Source organism: Streptomyces sp. NPDC051776 (assembly GCF_040681345.1).
GTDB lineage: Bacteria > Actinomycetota > Actinomycetes > Streptomycetales > Streptomycetaceae > Streptomyces.
The window spans coordinates 8,832-29,057 of sequence record NZ_JBFAYQ010000032.1 but is presented as its reverse complement, the minus strand read 5'-3'; the positions used below and the strand labels follow the sequence as shown (position 1 = coordinate 29,057).

17 protein-coding genes and 1 tRNA gene are annotated in these 20,226 nt (G+C 70.9%); 8 read left to right on the top strand and 10 right to left on the bottom strand.

Features of this window, described 5'->3' with window-relative positions:
• The first annotated feature begins 115 nt into the window (after window positions 1-115).
• Window positions 116-751, top strand: a complete 636-nt coding sequence (locus tag AB0M26_RS22690; RefSeq protein ID WP_365263638.1) for a methyltransferase domain-containing protein — start codon at window positions 116-118, stop codon at window positions 749-751.
• 130 nt (window positions 752-881) lie between these two features.
• Here AB0M26_RS22690 and AB0M26_RS22685 read toward each other — a convergent pair.
• The 3 genes from AB0M26_RS22685 to AB0M26_RS22675 all read right to left on the bottom strand — a co-directional run bounded on the left by AB0M26_RS22685 (window position 882) and on the right by AB0M26_RS22675 (window position 2,962).
• Window positions 882-954: transfer RNA gene (locus AB0M26_RS22685), tRNA-His, on the bottom strand.
• Window positions 955-1,055: 101 nt separating this feature from the next.
• Entirely contained in the window at window positions 1,056-1,694 is a 639-nt protein-coding gene (gene orn / locus AB0M26_RS22680; protein WP_365263637.1) for an oligoribonuclease, read from the bottom strand.
• A 5-nt stretch (window positions 1,695-1,699) separates the two neighbouring features.
• Window positions 1,700-2,962, bottom strand: coding sequence for a helix-turn-helix domain-containing protein (locus AB0M26_RS22675; protein WP_365263636.1), 1,263 nt, complete (start codon window positions 2,960-2,962; stop codon window positions 1,700-1,702).
• Window positions 2,963-3,761: 799 nt separating this feature from the next.
• Here AB0M26_RS22675 and AB0M26_RS22670 point away from each other — a divergent pair.
• The gene (locus AB0M26_RS22670; RefSeq protein ID WP_365263635.1) at window positions 3,762-4,283 is read left to right on the top strand and encodes a universal stress protein; all 522 of its coding nucleotides are present in this window, start codon (window positions 3,762-3,764) and stop codon (window positions 4,281-4,283) included.
• A gap of 257 nt (window positions 4,284-4,540) precedes the next feature.
• Window positions 4,541-5,110 (top strand): acetate uptake transporter, encoded by a 570-nt coding sequence (locus AB0M26_RS22665; protein WP_365263634.1) that lies wholly within the window; start codon window positions 4,541-4,543, stop codon window positions 5,108-5,110.
• A gap of 111 nt (window positions 5,111-5,221) precedes the next feature.
• Here the strand turns inward: AB0M26_RS22665 and glmS are convergent, their stop codons facing one another.
• The 3 genes from glmS to AB0M26_RS22650 form a co-directional block, all read right to left on the bottom strand.
• Complete coding sequence (gene glmS, locus AB0M26_RS22660; RefSeq protein WP_365263633.1) at window positions 5,222-7,036, bottom strand: glutamine--fructose-6-phosphate transaminase (isomerizing); 1,815 nt, start codon at window positions 7,034-7,036, stop codon at window positions 5,222-5,224.
• 64 nt (window positions 7,037-7,100) lie between these two features.
• Window positions 7,101-7,376 (bottom strand): hypothetical protein, encoded by a 276-nt coding sequence (locus tag AB0M26_RS22655; RefSeq protein WP_365263632.1) that lies wholly within the window; start codon window positions 7,374-7,376, stop codon window positions 7,101-7,103.
• Window positions 7,377-7,472: 96 nt separating this feature from the next.
• Window positions 7,473-7,826, bottom strand: coding sequence for a nuclear transport factor 2 family protein (locus AB0M26_RS22650; protein WP_365263631.1), 354 nt, complete (start codon window positions 7,824-7,826; stop codon window positions 7,473-7,475).
• Window positions 7,827-7,916: 90 nt separating this feature from the next.
• Between AB0M26_RS22650 and AB0M26_RS22645 the strand changes: the two genes are divergently transcribed.
• Entirely contained in the window at window positions 7,917-8,594 is a 678-nt protein-coding gene (locus AB0M26_RS22645) for a TetR/AcrR family transcriptional regulator (protein ID WP_365263630.1), read from the top strand.
• A 687-nt stretch (window positions 8,595-9,281) separates the two neighbouring features.
• Entirely contained in the window at window positions 9,282-10,868 is a 1,587-nt protein-coding gene (locus tag AB0M26_RS22640; RefSeq protein WP_365263682.1) for a beta-N-acetylhexosaminidase, read from the top strand.
• A 206-nt stretch (window positions 10,869-11,074) separates the two neighbouring features.
• Here AB0M26_RS22640 and AB0M26_RS22635 read toward each other — a convergent pair whose 3' ends face one another.
• Genes AB0M26_RS22635 through AB0M26_RS22620 form a run of 4 tightly spaced genes read right to left on the bottom strand, consistent with a single transcriptional unit; the run spans window position 11,075 to window position 17,077 of the window.
• The gene (locus AB0M26_RS22635; protein WP_365263629.1) at window positions 11,075-12,244 is read right to left on the bottom strand and encodes an acyl-CoA dehydrogenase family protein; all 1,170 of its coding nucleotides are present in this window, start codon (window positions 12,242-12,244) and stop codon (window positions 11,075-11,077) included.
• A gap of 5 nt (window positions 12,245-12,249) precedes the next feature.
• On the bottom strand, window positions 12,250-13,224 hold the full coding sequence (locus AB0M26_RS22630; RefSeq protein ID WP_365263628.1) for a hydroxymethylglutaryl-CoA lyase: 975 nt from the start codon (window positions 13,222-13,224) through the stop codon (window positions 12,250-12,252).
• A complete protein-coding gene (locus AB0M26_RS22625; RefSeq protein ID WP_365263627.1) occupies window positions 13,221-15,431 on the bottom strand; it encodes a biotin carboxylase N-terminal domain-containing protein in 2,211 nt (736 codons plus the stop codon). The genes AB0M26_RS22630 and AB0M26_RS22625 overlap by 4 nt, the downstream gene beginning before the upstream one ends.
• A gap of 14 nt (window positions 15,432-15,445) precedes the next feature.
• Window positions 15,446-17,077 (bottom strand): carboxyl transferase domain-containing protein, encoded by a 1,632-nt coding sequence (locus AB0M26_RS22620; RefSeq protein WP_365263626.1) that lies wholly within the window; start codon window positions 17,075-17,077, stop codon window positions 15,446-15,448.
• A gap of 167 nt (window positions 17,078-17,244) precedes the next feature.
• On the opposite strand from AB0M26_RS22620, the gene AB0M26_RS22615 reads away from it, so the two are divergent.
• The 3 genes from AB0M26_RS22615 to tesB all read left to right on the top strand — a co-directional run bounded on the left by AB0M26_RS22615 (window position 17,245) and on the right by tesB (window position 20,029).
• Entirely contained in the window at window positions 17,245-17,859 is a 615-nt protein-coding gene (locus tag AB0M26_RS22615; protein ID WP_365263625.1) for a TetR/AcrR family transcriptional regulator, read from the top strand.
• 99 nt (window positions 17,860-17,958) lie between these two features.
• Window positions 17,959-19,116 (top strand): acyl-CoA dehydrogenase family protein, encoded by a 1,158-nt coding sequence (locus tag AB0M26_RS22610; RefSeq protein WP_365263624.1) that lies wholly within the window; start codon window positions 17,959-17,961, stop codon window positions 19,114-19,116.
• 34 nt (window positions 19,117-19,150) lie between these two features.
• On the top strand, window positions 19,151-20,029 hold the full coding sequence (gene tesB, locus AB0M26_RS22605; protein ID WP_365263623.1) for an acyl-CoA thioesterase II: 879 nt from the start codon (window positions 19,151-19,153) through the stop codon (window positions 20,027-20,029).
• The last annotated feature ends 197 nt before the right edge of the window (window positions 20,030-20,226 follow it).

Sequence of the window (20,226 nt, the reverse complement as noted above, 5' to 3'; positions counted from 1 at the left end):
GCACATCGTTCACCGCAGGGGCTCGTCAGGGACGCCCGGCTTCGCCCGCGCATCCAGGGGCCGGACCCGCGCACCCAGAGCCCTGCCCCGCATGCACACCACGGAGGAGACGCCGATGACCGACGGGACCGCCTCGGGCGCGGAGTTCTGGGACGGCCACTACGCGGACAGCGACCGGATCTGGAGCGGGAAGCCCAACACCGCTCTGGTCAGGGAGATCAGCGGGCTCCCGCCGGGCCGCGCACTGGATCTGGGCTGCGGTGAGGGCGCGGATGCGATCTGGCTCGCACAGCAGGGCTGGCGGGTCACGGCGACCGACATCTCCCGGGTCGCGCTCGACCGGGCCGCCGCGCACGCGTCGGACGAGGGCGTCGCCGACCGCATCGCCTGGCAGCGCGCCGACCTGGCCGAGGCGTTCCCCGAGGGGTCCTTCGATCTCGTCAGCGCGCACTTCCTGCACTCGCCCGGCGATCTGCCGCGCGAACGGATCCTGCGGAACGCGGCGGCGGCCGTCGCTCCCGGCGGCGTGCTCCTCGTCGTCGGGCATGCCTCCTTCCCGCCGTGGACGCACGACCCGCACCCGGAGGTCCACTTCCCGACGCCGCAGGAGGTCCTCGACGGGCTCGACCTCGCGCAGGGAAACTGGGAGGTGCTGAGGAGCGAGGAGTACGAGCGCACTCGGACGGCCCCCGACGGCAGCGCGGCCATGCGCCGCGACAACACCCTGATGATCCGGCGCTCGGCGGGGTGAGGCTGCCGTCCGGGCACAGAGGCTGTCCCGGCCGCCGCATCGGCATAGGTGGTGTGCCCACGCTGTTCCCGAGGAGTCGGAAACGACGAAGACCGGACCTGCCATCGCAGGTCCGGTCTCGGTCGTTCAGGGTGAGTAACGGGACTCGAACCCGCGACATCCTGGACCACAACCAGGTGCTCTACCAGCTGAGCTATACCCACCATGACCGGTGCTTCCGCACCGGCCGAGAAAAAGTGTACAGGGTCCGATGGCGTGCTCGCTCCCGGCTTTGCGGCGGGTCGTCCGGGCCGGGAGCGTGGCCCTAGTCCGCGGGTTGCGGGTCGCGTACGGCACCGGTCCGTTCCGCCGGGAGGACATGGCGCGCGGCGATCGTCTTGGCCGTGTCGGAGTCCGGTCCCGGCTGCGGAACGAAGATCGCCTCCCGGTAGTAGCGGAGTTCGGCGATGCTCTCGCGGATGTCCGCCAGAGCCCGGTGGTTGCCGTTCTTCTCCGGGCTGTTGAAGTACGCCCGTGGGTACCACCGCCGCGCCAGCTCCTTGACGGAGGAGACGTCGACGATCCGGTAGTGGAGGTAGTCCTCCAGCGTCTGCATGTCGCGCGCCAGGAAGCCGCGGTCCGTGCCGACGGAGTTTCCGCACAGCGGGGCCTTGCCGCGTTCCGGTACGTGCTCGCGTACGTACGCCAGCACCTGCTGCTCGGCGTCCTCCAGCGTCGTGCCGCCGTCGAGCTCGTCGAGCAGCCCGGAGGCCGTGTGCATGTGCCGCACCACCTCGGGCATGGTCGCGAGCGCCTCGACGGGCGGGCGGATCACGATGTCCACCCCTTCGCCGAGCACGTTCAGCTCCGAGTCGGTGACCAGGGCGGCCACCTCGATGAGCGCGTCAGTCGACAGCGAGAGGCCGGTCATCTCGCAGTCGATCCACACCATGCGATCGTTCATGTGTCTCACCCTACGGGGCGGTCACGCTGACCGGGGACCGCCGGGCGCCCGGATATGCGCCCGCCGTGCCCACCTTGGCCGGCCAGTCGCGGAGCGTAGGCGTCCGATTCCGGCTTGCCTGGTTCGTATGCCCCGCTCCCTGGTCCGCCGTAGCCTCCGCCCGCTCCGTGCCGTCGGAGCGGTACGGGCGCGGCCATCGGATCCGACGGTCCGCGCTGCTCCCCGATCTCCAGGCGCTCGTGCGAGCCGTTCTGCGGCCTGCGCGCCCGGTACGCCGCCCGGTAGGCGGCCGGCGAGGAGCCGAGCTGGCGACGGAAGTGGCCGCGCAGCGCGACGGGTGAGCGGAAGCCGCAACGGCCCGCGACCTCGTCCACGGAGTAGTCCGAGGTCTCCAGCAGCCGCTGGGCCTGCAGTACCCGCTGGGTGATCAGCCACTGCAGGGGAGCGCTCCCAGTGAGGGAGCGGAACCGCCGGTCGAAGGTGCGGCGGCTCATATAGGCGCGGGCCGCCAGGGTCTCCACGTCGAACTGCTCGTGCAGATGCTCGAGCGCCCACGCGACGACCTCGGCGAGCGGGTCCGCGCCGATCTCCTCCGGTAAAGACCTGTCGAGGTAGCGCTCCTGACCGCCGCTGCGCCGCGCGGGGACGACCAGCCGCCGGGCGAGCGCTCCCGCGGCCTCCGCCCCGTGGTCGGTCCGCACGATGTGCAGGCACAGGTCGATGCCCGCCGCGGTCCCGGCCGAGGTCAGCACGTCGCCGTCGTCGACGAACAGCTCGCGCGGATCCACGTGGACCGACGGATATCGCTTGGCCAGCGTCGGCGCGTACATCCAGTGCGTCGTCGCGGGCCGCCCGTCCAGCAGTCCGGCCGCGGCGAGCACGAACGCCCCGGTGCACAGCCCGACGATCCTCGCGCCCTCCTCGTGCGCCCGGCGCAGGGCGTCCAGGGACCCGGCCGGTGGTGGCGCGGTGATCGACCGCCACGCCGGTACGACGACGGTGCCGGCCCGGGACAGCGCGTCGAGGCCGTACGGCGCGGTCAGTTCGAGCCCGCCCGTGGTGCGCAGCGGTGCGTCCTCGCCGGCGCACACCAGCAGGCGGTACCGGGGCACCCCCGCGTCCTGGCGGTCGATGCCGAACACGGAAAGCGGGATGGAGCTTTCGAAGATGGGCCCGCCGCTGAAGAGCAGCACTGCGACGATCTCGCGGCGGCGACGCCCGGAGAGCTTCCGTGCGGCCTCCGGTGCGGTCGTGGAGTCCTGGCTCATGGCACTAAGCCCCCCTCGGTGGTCGCGGCTCCTCGGTTAGGTCGCTCCTGCACGTTTCCCCTCGGTCCTGCACAAGTCCCCCGCCGTGAATGGCCAAGATCGAATCTACTGCGTCGTATGAGGTCGGCGTGACAAGTTCACCACCCACCGCTATGTCGACATGACAACTTGGCGTAAAGCATTCGATCACGAAGCGTTGCACTCGACGGCGCCGCTGGGAAGTGCGCCTCCCGCTCCCGACCCCGGACGATGGGGTGGTTACGCCCGGGACACCCCGTTCCGTCCCGCTCAAGAGGTGGTTCGGGAACCGTTCCTGCAACTCATGTGTGGTTGCGTGAAGTTGGCCGAAAAAATTCGGAGGCGCGGGCGATGAGGCCGGGAGTCGACCGGCGTACGCCCCCGGCGCATGGAACGGCGGCGTGCGCCGGTGCGAGCCTCGGTTGCGACCGCTCCCGGGCCCGGTCCGAACACGCGCCGGTTTGCCGTGGCGAGGGTACGGAACCGGACGACCGGCGACGATGTATGTCCTGATCACCGCAGTGTGACACGGTGAACGCTGTGAGTCATCACACGGGGGCATTGCGTTACGGGCCCGGCTCCGGCATGCTCCCGGGAAGCCGTTCCGCGGCTGTCGCATTGCCCCGCCCTCGTGCGGGGAGGCGGGCCCTGGGCAGGTGGGGAGTGTCGCCGTACCCTTGTGGGTAAGGGATTGGGAAGATGATTCCCGGACGATCCGCCAGGTCCGAGCTGCTCCAACTGTCGTTCCCCTCCCAAGAGGACATCCTTCGCCGAGACACCGATGGCCGGTCACGAGATTCCCGAACCAGCGGACCGCAAGCAGGTCGCTGATCCGACAGCGCGCCTGGAAGCGGCGGAAGAGTCACGCCACCCTTGCGATCCGGCGTTCCGGCACGGAGTTGTCGTCGGCTTCGACGGCTCGACCTCCAGCGAGCGGGCCCTCGCGTACGCCATCGGCATGGCCGTGCGATCGGGCTCGGGCCTGATCATCGTGCATGTCGCCAACCGGCTGCCGACGACGGTCTGGGCGGGTTGTGAGCCTCCCGTTTTCGTGGACGTCCCGGACCACCGCACCGAGGTCCTCGGTCTCGAACTCGCCTGCGCGGACTATCTGTCCGACGTGCCCTGGATCCTCGTCGAGAGGGGCGGGGACATCTGTCACGAGCTGGAAGAGGTCGGCCGGGAGTACTCCGCCGACGCGATCGTGGTCGGGTCCACGCACGGACTGGTCGGCCGGATCTTCGGCTCGGTGGCGGGGCGGCTCGCGCGGCGCGCGCAGCGCCCCGTCGTCGTCATCCCGTAGGACCCGATCCCGCGCATCCTCGGCAAGGCCGCATTCCGGACTTCGTGTGCGCGAAGCCCCTTGGCTCTCCCGGGCGTTCGGCTCTCCCCCGGGCAACGCTGCGCCACGGGTGTCACAACTCCCCGTTCCCGCAGGTGAGGTGGGGTTGCGGAGAGGCGGGAACCGATGTGACTACCCGCGCGTAGAGGTGGATTGTGCATTTGTGAGGGGTAGATATCCGCCGTTGGTGAAGCGCAACCGCACGAAGGGAGCCCGCTGTGGACAATGATGTCGCCGCGGGACGGGGCAATGCCTCGACTCTGGGTCAACTCGCTCTCGGACTCACCCTGTTGGCGTTCGGCCTCGGTCACACCGGAGTGATCGACGGCGTGAGCGCCGCGGACGCCGTCGGCCTCGCCGTATGGGTCGGGGGCGTCACACTGTTCGTCGCCGGAATGCTGGAGCTCCGGGCGGGCAACGCCCCGGGCGGCACGGCGTTCGCCGGCCTCGGCGCTTTCTGGTTCACCTGGGGCCGTGGAGCGGGGGCCGACGCTTCCGCTGAGGCCACCGGCCTCTTCCTGGTCCTCTTCGCTCTGCTCGCCCTGACGCTGACACTCGGCGCGGCCGCCGCGGGCCGCCTCGCCCAGGGGGTCCACGGGCTCCTGTGCGTCTCCCTTCTCCTGCTCGCCATCGCACAGTTCGCCGGGAACGACGGCCTCGCGCAGGTCGGCGGCTGGGCGGCCGTACTCTCGGGCGCCGGCGCCTGGTTCGCGGCCACCGCGCCTCTGGTCTCGTGGCCGGCCCGGCCCGGACCCGCTGCCGACCGGGGAGTGACGGTCTCCGGATAGGCGGCAGAGACCGGCCGGGGATGCCTCCACCGAGGGAGGGGGCGGGCGAAGCCGGTCCGTACGGGAAGTCCCCGGTGCCCCGGGTGGCGCGCGCCGGGGACTGTCCTGTGACTACTCCACCGTCACGGACTTGGCGAGGTTCCGCGGCTTGTCGATGTCGCGGCCGAGCGCCAGCGCCGAGTGGTAGGCGAGGAGCTGGAGCGGGATGCCCATGAGGATCGGGTCCAGTTCCACCTCGTTCTTCGGCACCACGATCGTGTGGTCCGCCTTTTCCTGCTCCTGGTGCGCCACGGCCAGGATCCGGCCGCTGCGTGCCTTGATCTCTTCCAGCGTGGCCCGGTTCTTCTCCAGCAGGTCGTCGTCAGGCACGACCGCCACGGTCGGCACGGCCGGCTCGATCAGTGCGAGCGGCCCGTGCTTCAGCTCCGAGGCCGGATACGCCTCCGCGTGCACATAGCTGACCTCCTTCAGCTTCAGGGAGGCTTCGCGGGCGACCGGGTAGCCGCGGACCCGGCCGACGAACATCATGCTCTTCGCGTCCGCGTAGCTCGCCGCCAGCTTCTTGATCTCCTCCTCGCCGCGGAGGATCTCGGCGATCTGCTCCGGCAGCCTGCGCAGGCCCGCGATGATCCGCTTGCCGTCGGCCACGGAGAGATCGCGGATACGGCCGAGGTGCAGGGCCAGCAGTGCGAAGGCGACCGCGGTGTTGGTGAAGCACTTGGTGGAGACCACGCACACCTCCGGGCCCGCGTGGACGTACACCCCGCCGTCGGTCTCCCGTGCGATGGCGCTGCCCACCACGTTCACCACACCCAGCACCCGGGCGCCCTTGCGCTTCAGCTCCTGGACCGCGGCCAGTGTGTCGTAGGTCTCACCGGACTGGCTGGTGGCGATGTAGAGGGTGTCGGGGTCCACCACCGCGTTGCGGTAGCGGAATTCGCTCGCCGGCTCCGCGTCCGCCGGGATGCGGGCCAGCTCCTCGATCATCTGGGCGCCGATCTGGCCCGCGTGGTAGGCCGAGCCGCAGCCGAGGATCTTCACCCGGCGCACCGCACGCGCCTCGCGCGCGTCGAGGTTCAGCCCGCCCAGGTGGACGGTGGAGAACCGGTCGTCGATCCGGCCGCGCAGCACCCGGTCAACGGCGTCGGCCTGTTCGGAGATCTCCTTGTGCATATACGTGTCGTGGCCGGCCATGTCGTACGACTCGGCCTCCCACTCCACGGTGGTCGGCGAGGCAGCGGTGCGGCTGCCCTCGGTGGTGTAGGTGCGGTAGTCGTCGGCCTTGAGCGTGGCCATCTCGCCGTCGTCGAGGGTGACGACCTGGCGGGTGTGGCTGACGAGGGCGGCCACGTCGGAGGAGACGAACATCTCGTGCTCGCCGATGCCGAGGACCACCGGGGACCCGTTGCGCGCGACGACGATACGGTCGGGGAAGCCCGCGTGCAGGACGGCGATGCCGTAGGTGCCCTCGATCAGGCGCAGGGCCTGGCGGACCTTCTCCTCCAGGGTCTCGGCCTGGGAGCGGCCGATGAGGTGGGCGAGGACCTCGGTGTCGGTCTCGGAGGCGAACGCGACGCCGTCGGCGGTGAGTTTGGCGCGCAGCTCCGCCGCGTTGTCGATGATCCCGTTGTGGACGACGGCGACCGTGGAGTCGGTGTCCATGTGGGGGTGGGCGTTGACGTCGTTCGGGGCGCCGTGGGTGGCCCAACGGGTGTGCGCGATCCCGGTGGTGCCCGCAAATCGCTTGGGGAGCCTGCTCTCCAGTTCGCGGACCCGGCCCTTGGCCTTGGCGGTCTTCAGTCCGCCGGATCTGCCGTGGATAGCGATGCCGGCGGAGTCGTAGCCGCGGTACTCCAGTCGCTGCAGCCCTTCGAGGAGCAGCGGAGCAACATCTCGTTTGCCGATGTATCCGACGATCCCGCACATAAGGTTCTGTCCCTCCCGTGACGTTCCGAGTGGTTCCGGGCCCGGTGGCCTTCGAGTGTGGTGGTCAGCCGTAGACGATGCGGCGGAGCTGCCGCAGGGACAGCTCGGGCGGTGCGACCGCACGGCGGGGCAGCTCGTGGGCGATCCGCTCGAAGGTGTCCGCGTTGCTCAGGCCGCCCGACTGCAGTTCGCGATGGCGGCGGCGGACGAACTCCTCCGTCGTCTCGTCGAAGTACGCCAGCACGTCCAGCACCACCCGGGCCGCCTCACCGCGCTGCAGCGGCGTGGAACGGACCAGATGGTCGACGAGGTCCTCATGGGACGTGGGGCGATCGAGCACTCGTCGATACTGCGGTCTGGCGCGGAGTTTCGCAAGAATTCTGCCCGGAATCGGGCACAGGAGAGGCGGAACCCCGTGCCGATGGCGTCCGATCCCTCAGAGCTCGCCGAAGAAGCCGTCTATTCGCTCGATCCGGCCGGAGGTGTCGACCGTGGTGACATCCATCCCGGCCACGGCGACCCTGCCGTCGATGCGGACCTCCCAGCGATAGCGGTAGCGGCCGTGGTGCCCGTCGGCCTCGCCGGTGCGGTGGTACATCGCGCTCGGGATGTCCGTGCGCGCGGTGCGGATCATCGCCTCCATCTCATCGGGCCCCACCGTCGTGTTGGCCGGGTCGACGAAGAGGACTCCCTGCGTCACGGCGCGGTCGAGGTGGCCGCGGATGAGGCCGGGGTCCGTCTCATTCCAGGCGGCGAGGTAGTGGGTGAAGGTGCCGGGAAGGGTGGTCATGGCCGTCCTCCGAGAAGTTACAGACCGGTTGTCGGTTTTTGCTCCGGGAGTCACCGTAGTTACCGACAGGCAGTCTGTAAAGTGGTGTGCATGGCCACTCAGGCAGAACGGCGAAACGCCACACGGCGCAAGATCCTCGACGCGGCACGGGATCTCTTCGCCCGCCAAGGCATCGACGCGACGAGCACAGAGGCGCTTCTGAAAGCGGCCGGAGTCAGCAGGGGCGCGATGTACCACCACTTCGCCTCGCGCGAAGACCTCGTCGCGGCCGTCTACGAGGAAGAGGCCGCGGCGGCGATCGCCCGCGCCGCCGACCGCGTGCCGGATGACGCGACCGCGCTCGAGCGGCTGGTCGCCGGCAGCCTGGCCTGGCTGGAGGAGGTGAGCCGGCCCGAGGTCGCCCGCATCGTGGTCGAGGACGGTCCGGCCGCGCTCGGATGGCGGCGCTGCCGGCAGATAGAGGAGCGGTACAGCCTCGGGGAGGTCGGCGGCGCGCTGCGCCGCGCCGCCGAGGCCGGCGAGATCCGTGTGGACTCGGTCGAGGTCACCGCCCGCCTGATCAATGCGGTATTGGGTGAGGCGGTCCTGGTCATGATCGGCGCCCGGCCCGGCGCGGATGACCGTACGAGCGTGGAATCGACGCTGCGCGCGCTGCTGACCGGGCTCGCGGTCCGGGACGGATCGGGTACCAGTCCGCGCGTTCGAAACGGATCGGAAGCGGGCCCGCGCGTTCGGGACGGATCGGGTACGGGTCCGAGCGCCCGGTAGGGATCGGGTGCGGGGGACGGATCGGAAGCGGGCCCGCGCGTTCGGGGCGGATCGGGTGCGGGCCCGGACGACAGGGCCGGACCGGAGGCACGTCAAGCCGCCCCGGGGTGAGGGGACTTGGCGCGGCCCCCACCCAAGTCGCAACGCTGATGACCACGGTGTCCGCGGTGACCGCGGCGAGATGGGCGGGCCTCACGTCTCACGCCTCACGTACCCGGCCCGCCCGGCAGGCCGTCCGGGTTTGCCCGGCATTCGGTCACATGCCCTCAGCGGCGCATGGGCACTGCCTGGTACGCCACCGTGACCTCCTCCTCCGTCAGAATCCCGGACCGGTCCGGGCCCGCCCAACTCCTGTGACTGCCATAGCGGTTCGTAGTGAGGACCGGCGAATCCGCGTCCGTCGACCGCTGCCGCGAGTGTCCTGGCCGGGGCCGGGGCCGGTGCCGCGCAGGGAGCGGCACGCGGGCGGCGACCGCGGCCGCGCCGAGAGCCGACGGCATCCTTCCCTTTCACGCGCGAGCCGGTGCGGCACCGGTCGTTCAGGAGGCGGTGCGCCGCGACGCGTACGACGCCGAAGTGGTCTACACCTTGACCCTCACAGTGGCGCGCGATACCCATGTGACCGTCCGGTCGCTCAACCTCCTGTCGCCCCGCTGCCAGGACGAAGCCCCGTCGAAGGGACCGCTCGTGAGACGACTGCCCCGACTGCTCTGCTCCCTGCTCCTCGTCGCCTCGGCCGGGGCGACGGCCGCCGGTTCCGCCTCGGAGGCCGAGGCGGAGGACGCCCCCTCCGTCATTCCGCTCGACCAGGTCGTGCCCGCGCCGGTCTCCGTACGGCCCGCCGGCGACCCGTACACCATCGGCTCCCGGACCGTCATCCGCGTGCCCGGTCGCATGCAGGAGGCGCGGAAGGCGGCGGAGCAACTGGCAGGCCTGCTGCGGCCGTCCACCGGTTTCGTCCTGCCCGTCACCTCGCGCGACGGGAACGACGGCATCGTCCTGCGGCTCGGCGGGGACCGTGCGCTGGGCCCCGAGGGCTACCGTCTCGACTCCTCCCGCCGCTCCGTCACCATCACCGCGCGCAAGGCGGCCGGGCTCATCCACGGCATCCAGACGTTGCGTCAGCTCCTGCCCGCCTCGGTCGAGAAGGGGGAGCGGCAGCCCGGCCCGTGGCGAGTCGCGGGCGGCACGATCACCGACAGCCCGCGCTTCGCCTACCGCGGGGCGATGCTCGACGTCTCCCGCCATTTCTTCACGGTCGGTCAGGTCAAGCGCTACATCGACCAGATGGCCCTGTACAAGATCAACAAATTCCATCTGCACCTCTCGGACGACCAGGGCTGGCGGATCGCGATCGACTCCTGGCCGCGGTTGGCCACCTACGGCGGCAGCACCCAGGTGGGTGGCGGGCCCGGCGGCTTCTACACCAAGGACGACTACCGCGAGATCGTCCGCTACGCCGCCGACCGGCAGGTGGAGATCGTGCCCGAGATCGACATGCCGGGGCACACCAATGCCGCCCTCGCCTCGTACGCCGAGCTCAACTGCGACGGCGTGGCCCCGCCGCTCTACACCGGCACCGAGGTCGGTTTCAGCTCCCTGTGCGCGCCGAGGGCCGTCACCTACGACTTCGTGGACGATGTCGTACGCGAGCTGGCCGCGATGACACCGGGGCGCTATCTCCACATCGGCGGGGACGAGGCGCATTCGACCAGCCACGAGGACTACGCCGCGTTCATGGACCGTGCGCAGGCCGCCGTCGCGAAGTACGGCAAGACGGTCATCGGCTGGCACCAGCTCACCGGAGCGAAGCCGGCGAAGGGAGCCGTCGCCCAGTACTGGGGCACGACCGGGACCGAGCGGGAGGTCGTGGACGCGGCCCGGGCGGGGACCAAGCTCATCCTGTCGCCCGCCAACCGCATCTACCTCGACATGAAGTACACCAAGGACACGCCGCTCGGGCTGAGTTGGGCGGGCTATGTCGAGGTCCGGCAGTCGTACGACTGGGACCCGGGCGCGTACATCAAGGACGCACCGCCCTCCGCGATCCTGGGCGTCGAGGGCCCGCTGTGGTCGGAGACGCTCTCGACGAGCGACCACATCGAGTTCATGGCATTCCCGCGGCTCGCCGGGGTCGCGGAGCTGGGCTGGTCCCAGGCGGACGCGCTCGACTGGGAGTCCTACCGGACGCGGCTCGCCGCGCAGGGGCCACGCTGGTCGGCGCTCGGCATCGACTACTACCGCTCGCCGCAGGTCCCCTGGCCCGCGGAGTGACACTTGCCGGGCCCAGAAGGCCCCGGTGAACGGCCGTGGGGCTCCACGGCCGTTCACCCGGCCCCCGCCCGCTTCCGCGCTGCGTGACTTCCGTGACTTCCGTGTTTCGTGAGCGCGAACCCGATGTCCATCTCGTCCGGTTCACGGCGCTGCGCTCACGGTGGTCTCGGACCGGCTCAGCGCCCTCGGCGTGCGCGTCCCGCAGGTCAGGCGGCTCCCAGTCCCAACTCCCGGGCGATCAGCATGCGCTGGACCTCGCTGGTGCCCTCGCCGATCTCGAGGATCTTGGAGTCCCTCCACATACGGGCCACCGGATACTCGTTCATGAAGCCGTAGCCGCCGTGGATCTGGGTGGCCTCGCGGGCGTTGGTGACGGCGATCTCGGAGGAGTAGAGCTTGGCGAGCGCCGCCTCCTTCTTGAACGGCTCGCCGTGCACCAGCCGGGACGCGGCGTCCCGCCAGGCCAGGCGGGCCGTGTGGGCGCGCATCTCCATGTCCGCCAGCTTGAACTGGATCGCCTGGTTGTCGCCGATCGGCTTCCCGAACGCCTCACGGGTCTTGGCGTACGCCACCGACTCGTCGACACAACCCTGGGCGAGGCCCGTCGCCAGTGCGGAGATCGCGATACGGCCCTCGTCGAGGATCCGCAGGAACTGGGCGTAGCCGCGGCCGACTTCACCGACGAGGTTGGCCGCGGGTACGCGGCAGTCGGTGAAGGACAGCTCGCGGGTGTCCGAGGCGTTCCAGCCGACCTTGGAGTACGGCGGGGCGACGGTGAAGCCGGGCGTGCCCGACGGGATGATGATCGAGGAGATCTCCGGCCGGCCGTCCTCCTTGCGTCCGGTGACCGCGGTGACCGTCACCAGACCCGTGATGTCCGTACCGGAGTTGGTGATGAAGGACTTGGCCCCGTTGATCACCCACTCGCCGGTGGTCTCGTCGAGCCGCGCCGTGGTGCGTGTACCGCCCGCGTCCGAGCCGACATCCGGCTCGGTCAGGCCGAACGCGCCGAGGATCTCGCCCGAGCACAGCCGCGGAAGCCACTCGCGCTTCTGTTCCTCGGTGCCGAAGCGGTAGATGGGCATGGCGCCCAGCGAGACGCCCGCCTCCAGGGTGATGGCCACGGAGGAGTCCACCCGGGCCAGCTCCTCCAGGGCCAGGCCGAGGGCGAGGTAGTCCCCGCCCATGCCGCCATACTCTTCGGGGAACGGCAGCCCGAACAGGCCCATGCGGCCCATCTCGCGCACGATCTCGTAGGGGAACTCGTGGTTCTCGTAGAACTCCCCGATCTTCGGGGCGACGATGTCGTGGGCGAACTCCTCCACCGTGCGGCGGAGTTCCTCGTGCTCTGAAGAGAGCCGGTGGTCGATCGACATGGCGGTCACTGCTCCTGTTGGGAGGTGGTGCCGGCGAGGGCACGGACGGTGCGGGACGGGCTGGGTCGGCCCAGATGAGCGGCCATCCACACGCTCGTGGCGGTGAGACGGCCCAGATCGACCCCGGTCTCGATGCCGAGGCCGTGCAGCATCCACACGAGGTCCTCGGTGGCGAGGTTCCCGGTGGCGCTCTTGGCATAGGGGCAGCCGCCGAGGCCTCCGGCCGAGGCGTCGACTGTGGTGACGCCGTGCTGCAGGGCGGCCAGGGTGTTGGCGAGCGCCTGGCCATAGGTGTCGTGGAAGTGCACGGCGAGCCGGTCGGTGCCGACGCCGGACTCGCCCAGCAGGGAGAGCAGTTCGAGGACATGGCCCGGTGTCGCCACACCGATGGTGTCGCCGAGGCTCAGCTCGTCGCACCCCATGTCCATCAGGGCCCGGCAGACCCGTACGACCTGGGCGATCGCTACAGGGCCCTCCCACGGGTCGCCGAAGCACATCGACACATAGCCGCGCACCCGGGCCCCGGCCTCCTTCGCTTCGGTGACCACCGGAGCGAACATCGCCAGCGACTCGTCGACCGTGCGATTGAGGTTGGCCTTGGCAAACGACTCGGTGGCACTGGCGAACACGGCGATCTCGCGCACGCCGAACGTGAGGGCCCGGGACAGGCCCCGCCGGTTCGGCACGAGCACCGGAAGCCGTGCGTCGAGATCCTCGAGCATCGGCATCAGCTGCTCGGCGTCGGCCAGTTGGGGCACCCAGTCGGGGCGTACGAAGCTCGTCGCCTCGACCGTGGACAGCCCCGCCTCGACCAGCTTCCGGATGAAGTCGGCCTTGACCTCGGCCGGGACGACCATCTTCTCGTTCTGCAGGCCGTCCCTGGGACCGACCTCATGGATACGGACCCGGGCCGGAAGACCCGGCGCGGGCACCTCCATGGGCAGGCCCAGGGGCGGCCCGCCGGCCAGTCGCTCCGTCATGACCCGCCCTCCTGCGCTTCCTGGGTTTCGTACGGGGTGACCACGGCGAGCACCTGGTCCATGGCGACGGCGGTGCCCGGGGTCACATCGAGTTCGGTGACCGTGCCGGCGTGCGGAGCGGAGATGACGTGCTCCATCTTCATCGCCTCCACCACCAGCAGGCTCTGCCCGGCCGCCACCTCGTCGCCGACGGCCGCCTTCACGACCGTGACCGTGCCGGGCATCGGGGCGGTCAGGGCGTCCACACCGTGCGCTCCGGCGCCGCCACTCAGGGCCGCTTCCACCGGGTCGTGGTCCTGCACGTGCCAGCTCTCGCCGTCCCGGCCGAGCCAGGCGCCGTCCCGGCCGGGCGGGGCCACGAAGGCATGCGTGACGCCCGCCCACTCCAGCATCACGTGAACCGGGGAGCCAGGGGCCTCGTGGCCCGCGGCCGGACTGCCGCCGGATACGCCTCGCGGCGCGTCGCCCGCCGGTCCCGCGGCCCGGCTGGTTCCGCCCGGCGCGATCAGCCGGGCGGCCACCGGTTCGGTGTCGCCCACGCCGACCTCGGCGTCGGTGGCGCTGCCGCGCACGCGGACCGCGACCGGGTCGTGGCCCGGTACGCGCAGATGGTGGACGGCCCACGCGGCCTCGCCGCCGAGCCGCCACCCGCTCGGCACGGAGAACGGGTCGGTCCACACCGGGCCCCCGTCGGCAGCGGCCTGCCGACCGGCCGCGCCAGGCGACCGGGCCCCACCCGGGGTCGGGCTCACCGCACCCGCGCGGAGCCCCGCCGGGATCAGGGCCGCGTGCCGGAGCAGCGCCGCCGCCCCGTACACCTCGGCCGGCACGCCGGATGCGGCCAGTGAGGGTGCCTCGCGGTCCACCAGACCGGTGTCCAAGTCCCCGGAGAGCACGGCCGGATGGGCCAGCAGCCGCCGCAGGAAACCGGTGTTGGTGTCCACGCCGAGAACCGCCGTGCCGGCGAGCGCGGTGCGCAGGCGGCGCAACGCCGTCTGCCGGTCGGGGCCGTGGGCGATGACCTTGGCGAGCATCGGGTCGTAGGAGGTGCCGACCTCCGTGCCCGCGGAGAGGCCGGAGTCGACCCGTACGCCCTCACCCTCCGGTTCGCACAGGGCCCGGACCGTGCCGGCCGAGGGCAGGAAGTCCACGCGGTCGCCGGAGACCCGCGCCGTCTCCGCGCAGATACGGGCCTCCACCGCGTGACCGCTGAGGCGGACGTCCTTCTGCGTGAGCGCCAGCCGCTCGCCGGCCGCGATCCGGACCTGCCACTCCACCAGGTCCAGGCCGGTGATGAGTTCGGTGACCGGATGTTCCACCTGCAGGCGGGTGTTCATCTCCATGAAGCAGTACGCGGACGGGTCGCCGCCGGGGACGATGAACTCCACCGTGCCCGCGCCCGCGTATCCGCAACTGCGCGCCGCCTGCACCGCGGCCTCGCCCATTGCCGCACGCGTCTCCTCGTCGAGGAGCGGGGAGGGGGCCTCCTCGACGATCTTCTGATGGCGGCGCTGGAGCGAGCACTCGCGCTCACCGAGGTGGATCGCATGCCCGAACCCGTCGGCCAGCACCTGGATCTCGATGTGGCGCGGGCCGTCGATCCACCGCTCCACCAGCAGGGTGTCGTCACCGAATGAGCCGCGTGCCTCACGCCGCGCCGCCGCGATCTCGTCGGCCAGCAGCTCCTCGGACCGTACGAGCCGCATGCCCTTGCCGCCGCCGCCCGCCGAGGGCTTGAGCAGCACCGGCATCCCGATCTCCCGTGCGGAGGCGGCCAGTTCGGCATCCGAGAGACCACTGCCCGAGGATCCCGGCACGACCGGGACCCCGGCCGCCCGCACGGTCTCCTTGGCGCGGATCTTGTCGCCCATCAGCTCGATCGCCGCGGGCGGCGGGCCGATGAAGGCGAGCCCCGCGTCGGCGACGGCCTGCGCGAACGCGGCGTTCTCCGCGAGGAAACCGTACCCCGGGTGCACCGCTTGGGCGTTCGTACGGGCCGCGGCCTCCAGCAGCCGGGGTGTGGACAGATAACTCCCGGCCGCGGACGCCGGACCGATCCGCACCGCCGTGTCCGCCTCCCGTACGTGCCGGGCGTCGGCGTCGGCGTCGCTGAAGACGGCGACCGAACGGATGCCCATCCTGCGGAGGGTCCGGATGACCCGGACCGCGATCTCGCCGCGGTTGGCGACCAGGACTGCGTCGAACATCTCGGGCATCCCTCTCACATCCGGAAGACGCCGTAGCCGGGCGCCGACGGGTCCTTGTGCGGCAGCGGCGCGTTGGCGCACGCGGTGAGCGCGAGCCCCAGCACCGTGCGGGTCTCCAAGGGGTCGATGACCCCGTCGTCCCAGAGGCGGGCCGTGGCGTAGTACGCGTTGCCCTGGCGCTCGTACTGCTCGCGGATCGGGGCGCGGAAGGTCTCCTCGTCCTCCGCGCTCCACTGCTCGCCGCGGGCCTCCAACTGGTCGCGCTTGACGGTCGCGAGTACCGAGGCGGCCTGCTCGCCGCCCATGACCGAGATCTTGGCGTTGGGCCACATCCACAGGAAGCGGGGGGAGTACGCCCGGCCGCACATCGAGTAGTTGCCAGCACCGTACGAGCCGCCGATGACGACGGTCAGCTTCGGTACGCGCGTGCAGGCGACGGCCGTGACCATCTTCGCGCCGTGCTTGGCGATGCCGCCCGCCTCGTAGGACCGGCCGACCATGAAGCCCGAGATGTTCTGCAGGAAGACCAGGGGAATGCCGCGCTGGTCGCACAGCTCGATGAAGTGTGCGCCCTTCTGGGCCGATTCGGAGAACAGGATGCCGTTGTTGGCGACGATCCCCACCGGGTGACCGTGGATCCTGGCGAAACCGGTGACCAGCGTCGTGCCGTACTCGGCCTTGAATTCCGAGAAGCGGGAGCCGTCCACGACCCGCGCGATGACCTCGCGCACGTCGTAGGGCGTACGGGAGTCGACCGGCACCGCGCCGTAGAGCCCCGCCGCGTCGGTCGCCGGCTCCTCGACGGGCTCCACGGACCAGGGCAGCGGACCCCGCTCGGGAAGCGTCGCGACGATGTTCCGCACGATCCGCAGGGCGTGGGCGTCGTCCTCCGCGAGATGGTCGGTGACGCCGGAGGTGCGGGAGTGGACCTCGCCGCCGCCCAGCTCCTCCGCAGTCACCACCTCACCGGTCGCCGCCTTCACCAGTGGGGGCCCGCCGAGGAAGATCGTGCCCTGCTCGCGCACGATGACGGCCTCGTCGCTCATCGCGGGGACATACGCCCCGCCGGCCGTGCAGGAGCCGAGCACCGCCGCGATCTGGGGAATGCCCGCGCCCGACATCCGGGCCTGGTTGTAGAAGATCCGGCCGAAGTGCTCGCGGTCCGGGAAGACCTCGTCCTGCATGGGCAGGAAGGCCCCGCCGGAGTCCACCAGATACAGGCACGGCAGCCGGTTCTCCAGGGCCACCTCCTGCGCCCGCAGATGCTTCTTGACCGTCATCGGGTAGTAGGTGCCGCCCTTGACGGTGGCGTCGTTGGCGACGATCACCACCTCTCGGCCCGAGACCCGGCCGATGCCCGCGATCACACCCGCCGCGGGAGCCTGCCCGCCGTACATCCCCTCGGCCGCCAGCGGTGCCAGCTCCAGGAACGGCGAGCCCGGGTCGAGGAGGGTGTCCACGCGGTCCCGGGGCAGCAGCTTGCCGCGCGCGGTGTGCCGCGACCGCGCCTTCTCGCCGCCCCCCAGCCGCGCCACCGCGAGTCTCTCGCGCAACTGGGCCGCGAGCTCGCGGTGCGCCGCCTCGTTCGCGCGCCAGGTGTCGGACGCCGGATCGGCGGCGCCTGACAGCACGGGTGCCTGCTGCATCTCCTTCGAGCCCCCTTGCCCGGTGGATCGGTGGTGTGTCTGCCCGCCGGATGCGGTCCGTCCGGGTCGCCCCGTGGTCGTGGGCCGCCCGATGGTGGCGTTAATGAGCGTTAACGCGTTTCCTTCAGGTTAACGAGCGCTAACGCCCCTGTCTAGAATGAATTCCCATGAGCGCGAACGCTGCCGCCAGGCCCGCGGCCCCGACCCGCCGTGACCAGATCCTCAAGGAGGCCGCCCGGCTCTTCGCCGAGCGCGGCTTCCACGGCGTCGGCGTCGACGAGATAGGCGCCGCGGTCGGCATCAGCGGACCCGGTCTCTACCGCCACTTCGCGGGCAAGGACGCGATGCTCGCCGAACTGCTCGTCGGTATCAGCGGCCGTCTGCTTACCGGTGGCAAGCGGCGTGTGGCCGAGATCGACGGTCCTCCGGAGGCCGTCCTCGACTCGCTCATCGAGGGCCATATCGACTTCGCCCTCGACGACCGCCCACTGATCACTCTCCACGATCGCGAGCTGGACCGCCTCCGGGACAGCGACCGCAAGCTGGTCCGCCAGCTCCAGCGGCAGTACGTGGAGCTGTGGGTGGAGATTGTCCGCCGGGTCTACCCGGACATGCGGGAGCGAGATGCCCGCGCAGCGGTGCACGCGGTCTTCGGGCTGCTGAACTCCACGCCTCACCTGGGGCGGGGCGCCCTGCCCGGCCGTCCTGACACCGCCGCCCTGCTGCACCGGCTCGCCCGCGCCGCCTTCGCGGCCGCGTCCCGCTCTGGACAGACGCGCTGACTGCTGGGTAACTTCTGCTGAGCAAGCGCTTAGAAACTCCACTCGGTGGTGCCCGAGTGCTCGGCCGTACCCGAAGGCAGCGATACGAGGAGGCGCGCGATGCGGCGCACCGTGTTCAACGAGGACCACGAGGCCTTCCGGGAAACCATCCGCGACTTCATCGCCGCCGAGGTCGTCCCGGTCCACGACGAGTGGCTCGAGGCGGGCCAGGTCCCGCGCGACTTCTACTACAAGCTCGGTGAGCTGGGCGTCTTCGGCATCGAGGTGCCCGAGGAGTACGGCGGTGCCGGCGAGACCAGCTTCAAGTTCCAGGCCGTCATCACCGAGGAGTGCGCCCGTGCCGGGGTCAGCTTCGGCGGCAGCGGGGTCCATGTCGGGCTCTGCCTGCCGTACCTCCTCGCCTATGCGACCGAAGAGCAGAAGAAGCGCTGGCTGCCCGACTTCGTCTCCGGCGCGATGATGACCGCCATCGCGATGACCGAGCCCGGCACCGGTTCGGACCTCGCCGGCATGAAGACCACGGCCAAGCTCTCCGAGGACGGCACGCACTACGTCCTCAACGGCGCCAAGACCTTCATCACCGGCGGCGTCCACGCCGACCGCGTCATCGTCTGCGCCCGCACCGCGCCGCCCAGCGCCGAGGACCGCCGCTCCGGCATAACCCTGTTCTTCGTGGACACCACCAGCGAGGGCTACGCGGTCGGCCGCAAGCTGGAGAAGCTCGGCCTGAAGGCCTCGGACACCGCGGAACTGTCCTTCACCGACGTCAAGGTGCCGGTCGAGGACCTTCTCGGCGAGGAGGGCAACGGCTTCTCCTACCTCGGCCAGAACCTGCCGCAGGAGCGTCTGGCCATCGCCATGGGCTCGTACGCGCAGGCCGCCGCGGCCGTCGAATTCGCCAAGAGTTACGTGCGGGACCGAACCGTCTTCGGTACGTCCGTGGCGTCCTTCCAGAACACCAAGTTCGAACTGGCCGCCTGCAAGGCCCAGGTCGACGCCGCCCAGGCCGTCGTCGACCGCGCGCTCGACGCCCACGACGCCGGTGAGCTGTCGGCCGCCGACGCCGCTTCCGCCAAGCTCTTCTGCACGGAGACCGCCGCCGGTGTGATCGACCGCTGCCTGCAGCTCCACGGCGGTTACGGCTACATGATGGAGTACCCCATCGCCCGGCTGTACGCGGACAACCGCGTCAACCGCATCTACGGCGGCACCAGCGAGGTCATGAAGTCCATCATCGCCAAGTCCATGGGACTGTAAGGCCTTCGGAGCCGGCCTGCGAAACTGTTCACCGATGAACGAATCACTGCAGTCGCTCCTCGATCTGCTCGACCTCGAGCGGATCGAGGAGAACATCTTCCGTGGCAAGAGCCGCGCGGCCGTGGTGCCGCGCGTCTTCGGCGGCCAGGTCGCCGCCCAGGCCCTGGTCGCGGCGGGCCGCACCGTCCCGGAGGACCGGTCGGCGCACTCCCTGCACGCCTACTTCCTGCGGCCCGGCGACCCCGGCGCCCCGATCGTCTACACCGTGGACCGGATCCGCGACGGCCGATCCTTCACCACCCGCCGCGTGGTCGCCGTGCAGCACGGCCAGCCGATCTTCCATCTCTCGGCGTCCTTCCAGACGTACGAGGAAGGGCTCGAGCACCAGGCCCCGATGCCGTACGCGCCCGACCCCGAGACGCTGCCGACGGCCGCCGAGATGCTGCCCCGGCACGCCCACCTCTTCCGCGACCCCGGCATGGTGGGCCGCCTGCTGGAGTCGAGGGCCGCCATCGACCTGCGGTACGTGGAGGAGCCGCCGTACGCGACCGCGGCGAAGGGCCCGCGCGACCCGCGCTCCCAGGTCTGGTTCAGGACGGCAGGCAAACTCGTCGACGACCCGCTGCTGCACGTCTGCCTCGCCACCTACGTCTCCGACATGACGCTGCTGGACTCGGTGCTGCTCGCTCACGGCCGCGGCGGCTGGACCGTGGGTGACGTGGTGGGTGCCAGCCTGGACCACGCGATGTGGTTCCACCGCCCCTTCCGTGCCGACGAGTGGCTCCTGTACGACCAGGAGAGTCCCTCCGCCTCCGGGGGCCGCGGGCTCGGGCAGGCCCGGATCCACACCGCCGACGGCCGGCTCGCGATCTCCGTCATCCAGGAGGGCGTGATCCGGGTGCCACGCGCCTGAGTGGTGTGCGGTCAACGCGCCTGAGCCGCACGCGGCCGCGCGCGCCCGATCCGTACGCGGCTGCGCGCCTGAGTGGTGTGCGGTCAACGCGCCTGAGCCGTACGCGGCCGCGCGCGCCCGATCCGTACGCGGCTGCGCGCCTGAGTGGTGTGCGGTCAACGCGCCTGAGCCGTACGCGGCCGCGCGCGCCCGATCCG

What these genes read in the sequence shown, in the direction of transcription:
- AB0M26_RS22690 (WP_365263638.1), top strand. Translation starts at nt 116, where the DNA reads ATGACCGACGGGACCGCCTCGGGCGCGGAGTTCTGGGACGGCCACTAC.
- orn (WP_365263637.1), bottom strand. Translation starts at nt 1,694, where the DNA reads ATGAACGATCGCATGGTGTGGATCGACTGCGAGATGACCGGCCTCTCG.
- AB0M26_RS22675 (WP_365263636.1), bottom strand. Translation starts at nt 2,962, where the DNA reads ATGAGCCAGGACTCCACGACCGCACCGGAGGCCGCACGGAAGCTCTCC.
- AB0M26_RS22670 (WP_365263635.1), top strand. Translation starts at nt 3,762, where the DNA reads ATGGCCGGTCACGAGATTCCCGAACCAGCGGACCGCAAGCAGGTCGCT.
- glmS (WP_365263633.1), bottom strand. Translation starts at nt 7,036, where the DNA reads ATGTGCGGGATCGTCGGATACATCGGCAAACGAGATGTTGCTCCGCTG.
- AB0M26_RS22650 (WP_365263631.1), bottom strand. Translation starts at nt 7,826, where the DNA reads ATGACCACCCTTCCCGGCACCTTCACCCACTACCTCGCCGCCTGGAAT.
- AB0M26_RS22645 (WP_365263630.1), top strand. Translation starts at nt 7,917, where the DNA reads ATGGCCACTCAGGCAGAACGGCGAAACGCCACACGGCGCAAGATCCTC.
- AB0M26_RS22635 (WP_365263629.1), bottom strand. Translation starts at nt 12,244, where the DNA reads ATGTCGATCGACCACCGGCTCTCTTCAGAGCACGAGGAACTCCGCCGC.
- AB0M26_RS22630 (WP_365263628.1), bottom strand. Translation starts at nt 13,224, where the DNA reads ATGACGGAGCGACTGGCCGGCGGGCCGCCCCTGGGCCTGCCCATGGAG.
- AB0M26_RS22625 (WP_365263627.1), bottom strand. Translation starts at nt 15,431, where the DNA reads ATGTTCGACGCAGTCCTGGTCGCCAACCGCGGCGAGATCGCGGTCCGG.
- AB0M26_RS22620 (WP_365263626.1), bottom strand. Translation starts at nt 17,077, where the DNA reads ATGCAGCAGGCACCCGTGCTGTCAGGCGCCGCCGATCCGGCGTCCGAC.
- AB0M26_RS22615 (WP_365263625.1), top strand. Translation starts at nt 17,245, where the DNA reads ATGAGCGCGAACGCTGCCGCCAGGCCCGCGGCCCCGACCCGCCGTGAC.
- AB0M26_RS22610 (WP_365263624.1), top strand. Translation starts at nt 17,959, where the DNA reads ATGCGGCGCACCGTGTTCAACGAGGACCACGAGGCCTTCCGGGAAACC.
- tesB (WP_365263623.1), top strand. Translation starts at nt 19,151, where the DNA reads ATGAACGAATCACTGCAGTCGCTCCTCGATCTGCTCGACCTCGAGCGG.